Genomic DNA, 4,043 nt, shown 5'->3' with positions numbered 1-4,043 from the left:
GCCCGAGGTGTTACTGATTCTTATTCAATGTCGATGGTGCGATTTCCATTTCTGTATCTGCAGAAGCTGTTTTAGAGGACAGGCGTATTGTTGTGATCAATGCCGTCGAAAAGCAAAGCTCAAAAATCATTGCAAGGCACAAAGAAGATACCGCCAGACCAAAAAGGGTAAAAGAAACCACTGTGAAGCTGAAAACCGTCGCAGGCACGGCAATACGCAAAGAAAACCAAAAAACATGGATGATGCAACTTCAACACCCCGGCATCCATGGGCTATGAGGGTCTTAAACCGCATAAAAAACTGTGCTTGGCGTACCGATATAGGGCCATTTTGCCACTTTTGCGGTATTCGTGGCCGGGTTGCGCGTTCCTTTCCCCGCCGCGGCTATGGTTAACTCTGATCGGCAAGGGGTGCATGATGATAATGAAGAAAATCCTCAATCCTGATCGTATCAGGCGCATCAATGGTGGGTTCAGCTTCATCCCGCACCGTTTCCTCGGCGATGGGTTTTTATCATCGTTGCAGCAAAAGGAATTACTTCTCTATCTATTTCTGGTGATCGCCTCCGATCGCCATGGGCTTTCTTTTTACAGCTACGATGCCATTTGTACGTTGCTGCAGATGCGTCTTGATCAATACATCGCCGCCAGAAACGGTCTGATCGATAAAGATCTGATCGCTTTTGACGGAACCGTCTTCCAAGTGTTGGACCTACCGGTGAGGCCTGTTTTGTTGTCGTCGAAAGAACAAGCTCACAATCAAACAAAGAACCAAATCGTTGTCGCCCAGCTTATCGATCATTCGTTAAAGACAATGGGATAACACGATGAATGAAGAAAGCCAGGCAACCATTGAATGGATCGAAAGCAGGCTGAAAGCGTTCAATGAGACGAAGGTTGCTTTGGGACACGCGATTGAAGCGTATCTTGAATGGATGGCAGTTAACGCCTATACTCAAAATACTCAGCGAAATCATAAACGAACGTTGAGCCAATTTTTATCTTTTATCAAAGGAAGGAGATACCACTGGGACGAAATTTTTACCCGCCATACGTTAAAATGCTTTAAAAACATCAAAGACATGTCCCAGGCCTATGCCATCACCGGTCTTTCACGGTATCTTTATAGCCAGGGGAAAATAGCTGAACCGATACCGCGTCATAAACCATTGCCCAGCTTGCCGGTCCTTTATGAAGCGTATCTTCTCTATCAGAAAAAATACCGCCAGGTATCTGATCGCTCCATAACACCCATCAGGCGCGTGTTGTCTGCGTTTGACAGTTATTGTCAACGAAACGGCATTCAACTTCAATCATTAAAGATCAAGCATATCGATGCATTCCAAGGTGAATTTTTTAAAGATCTTAGTAGTTCTACCCGCCACACGTATCGCAACTATCTACGGCGTTTTTTAAGTTACTTGTACCATGAGCGCCGGATAGTGACCACCGATCTTGCGCCTATGGTGATCGGCCGACGGGAGTACGCTCAAGCCAAACCGCCCAAATTTTTACGACCAGTTGAAGTGCAGCAACTCTTTTCCAGCTTAAGCCTTTCTTCGGCAAGCGACATCCGGACCTATGCGATCGTGCATCTTGCCTATACCATGGGACTGCGTCCAAAAGAGATCAGCCTCGTCCGTTTCAATGATATCTCTTTTCGTCAAAGGCTGCTGCGCTTAACCGTACGCAAAGGAGATAACCCGCTTGAGCTTCCCGTCCCCAAGCATACCCTAAAGGCGGTGGCAGCCTATATCATCGGCGCCAGACCGAAAACGAAACACCGCCGATTGTTTTTAACCCTGCCCCCGCCGCATCGGCCATTAAGTCCCAATGCGGTCGGATGCCAGATCACTTTTGCGATGAAACGAGCAGGTTTGGCCACCAGCGCCTATTGGCTGCGGCACACCTATGCGCAGAACCTGCTCGAAGCCGGTGCGTCGATCTTTGAAATCAAGGAAATGCTTGGTCACGACAAGATCGAGTCGACCCAAAGGTATTTGCATGTGCATACCAAATTGATGCGTCAGGTGCTATTTGATGAGACGATTTGAAAGTTTTATGGCCAGGAACCTATCAGAGTATGCGGCTTATCGCCAGCGGTTGGGTTGCGTTAAGAAAGCAATAAAACCGCCTTTGTACGCTTTTGACCAGTACCTTAACGTGCACAAGGCCACCTGGGAACAACTGCAGCCGGCATTCTTCCTTCAAATGCGGGCGGATATCCGCAAGCATCCCAATACGGTCAACAAAATACTGTCGAGTGTACACAGTTTTTTCGAGTTTCTGGTACGTCGGCAAATCTGCCGTGTCAACCCGCTCGACGACATCCCGCCATTGCCCGAACGATTTTTTATTCCTTTTGTCTTCACACCGGAGCAAACCGATCAACTGCTCACAAACATTTGCGTAAATATCAGACACTGCCAAAAGCATTTGTTATTCGATATGGCGATCTATTTGGCTATGGCGATGTTGGCCCGCTGTGGGATGCGGATCAACGAACCGTTACGGCTTTGCCGGCATCATTTTCGACCCGATGAAGGCAGCGTTTATATCGAAAGGACCAAGTTCAGAAAAGACCGTCTGATACCGGTTCCCCAAAAAGTTCTGGACGAACTCGATAACTACCTGGCGGCACGCAACGTTTGTTGTCCGGAGGATCAAAATCCTTACTTGTTGGCTGGCAGAAAAGGTCGACCGCTCAAGGATTATCATGTCCGTTCCGTCTTTCATCGGGCGGTTGAAAATATCGGCCTGAAGCAGCCCAAACGGACCATGGGCAACATGACCTTCGGATCACCGGTACCCCACAGTTTGCGGCACTCGTATGCCATCAACACCTTAAACCGGATCAAAGCCCGTGGTATCTCCCCCCAGCAGGCACTGCCGGTGCTAGCCACATACATGGGCCACCGAAAATATCAATACACCGCCGCATATCTAAAAGTAAAAGACGCCAGCGATATTGCCGGCTTAATCACGTTCACCAAGTCCCAATCGGTTGTCAAATGAGACTGTCGGCTTTTATTCACCAATTTTTTGACAAGTATTTGCCTCACATCAAAGGAGTGAGCCCCAATAGCATTAAGGCATACCGGGATACCTTCAAACTGTTTTTGCCGTTTGCCGCAAACCACTATGGCATCAATGTCGGTTCGTTATCACTCAAGCATCTTACACCGGAGGTGATCATCACTTTTCTAGACCATCTCGAATCTGAACGGGAAAACAGCGCCAGAACCCGCAATCATCGATTAGCCGCCATCAAATCGCTGGCTAAAATGATCCGCTTTATGCATCCGCAATGGTCAGCGTTGATGGTTAAAATCATCTTCATTCCTCAAAAACGGACCCAGCGACAGCTGATCGGTTTTTTATACCCGGAGGAGATAAACCAAGTCCTCAACGCGGTAAATATCAACACGGCGCTGGGTTTTCGTGACTACACCATTTTGCACCTGTTGTTCGAGTCCGGCGCCCGTGTCAGTGAGATTGCACGATTGAATCTGGATTACTTCAACCCCGAACAGGGAACGCTCGCCATTTTGGGCAAGGGCAATCGCTTCCGCCAGGTCAATTTGTCTCCAACGACGGTAAAAATGATCAAGGCATATATGGTTAACCACCGCCGCCGGTCAAAACCCGCTTGCGCGAATCGGCTGTTCATCAGTCAGCACGGCAAGGCATTGACACGCCACGGCATCTATCGTCTTTGCCGGAAATACCTGCGGTTGGCACTATCGGAAAAACGGCTGGAAGTTCTCAATCCGGTTCACAGTTTTCGTCATTCCTGTGCCATCAGCATGCTTGCATCTGGTTGCTCGGTGACCGACATTAAAAACCATTTGGGACACGAAAATGTTCAATCCACAATGGTTTATCTGCAACTGGATCTTCCTCGCCGAAGAAAAAGAAATCGGAACTGGTATTGCGTGTATCCGGGGAGTATCCCTGGTTGATGCGATGTGCATTTTCGATAATCTGGCTCCCACCTGCCTGCCGGAACACCGTTTCGAGCCGGATGACTGGACAGACATGGCT

General features: G+C 48.5%; 5 protein-coding genes. All 5 read left to right on the top strand.

Annotated elements, in window-relative coordinates; translation table 11 throughout:
• The first annotated feature begins 92 nt into the window (after positions 1-92).
• The 5 genes from ABYV26_RS22325 to ABYV26_RS22305 all read left to right on the top strand — a co-directional run bounded on the left by ABYV26_RS22325 (position 93) and on the right by ABYV26_RS22305 (position 3,961).
• Complete coding sequence (locus ABYV26_RS22325; protein ID WP_372683565.1) at positions 93-278, top strand: hypothetical protein; 186 nt, start codon at positions 93-95, stop codon at positions 276-278.
• A 145-nt stretch (positions 279-423) separates the two neighbouring features.
• On the top strand, positions 424-822 hold the full coding sequence (locus tag ABYV26_RS22320) for a hypothetical protein (RefSeq protein WP_372683564.1): 399 nt from the start codon (positions 424-426) through the stop codon (positions 820-822).
• Positions 823-826: 4 nt separating this feature from the next.
• Entirely contained in the window at positions 827-2,053 is a 1,227-nt protein-coding gene (locus tag ABYV26_RS22315; protein WP_372683563.1) for a tyrosine-type recombinase/integrase, read from the top strand.
• Positions 2,040-3,014, top strand: a complete 975-nt coding sequence (locus ABYV26_RS22310) for a tyrosine-type recombinase/integrase (RefSeq protein WP_372683562.1) — start codon at positions 2,040-2,042, stop codon at positions 3,012-3,014. Before ABYV26_RS22315 ends, ABYV26_RS22310 begins: the two co-directional genes overlap by 14 nt.
• Positions 3,011-3,961, top strand: a complete 951-nt coding sequence (locus ABYV26_RS22305) for a tyrosine-type recombinase/integrase (RefSeq protein ID WP_372683561.1) — start codon at positions 3,011-3,013, stop codon at positions 3,959-3,961. Before ABYV26_RS22310 ends, ABYV26_RS22305 begins: the two co-directional genes overlap by 4 nt.
• Positions 3,962-4,043 lie beyond the last annotated feature (82 nt).

It is taken from the genome of Desulfosarcina sp., assembly GCF_041551955.1.
GTDB lineage: Bacteria > Desulfobacterota > Desulfobacteria > Desulfobacterales > Desulfosarcinaceae > Desulfosarcina.
This window is presented reverse-complemented; position numbering and strand designations above follow the sequence as displayed.

Excerpts from the sequence above, each read along its gene's own strand:
- ABYV26_RS22320 (WP_372683564.1), top strand. The coding sequence starts at position 424 with ATGAAGAAAATCCTCAATCCTGATCGTATCAGGCGCATCAATGGTGGG.
- ABYV26_RS22315 (WP_372683563.1), top strand. The coding sequence starts at position 827 with ATGAATGAAGAAAGCCAGGCAACCATTGAATGGATCGAAAGCAGGCTG.
- ABYV26_RS22310 (WP_372683562.1), top strand. The coding sequence starts at position 2,040 with ATGAGACGATTTGAAAGTTTTATGGCCAGGAACCTATCAGAGTATGCG.
- ABYV26_RS22305 (WP_372683561.1), top strand. The coding sequence starts at position 3,011 with ATGAGACTGTCGGCTTTTATTCACCAATTTTTTGACAAGTATTTGCCT.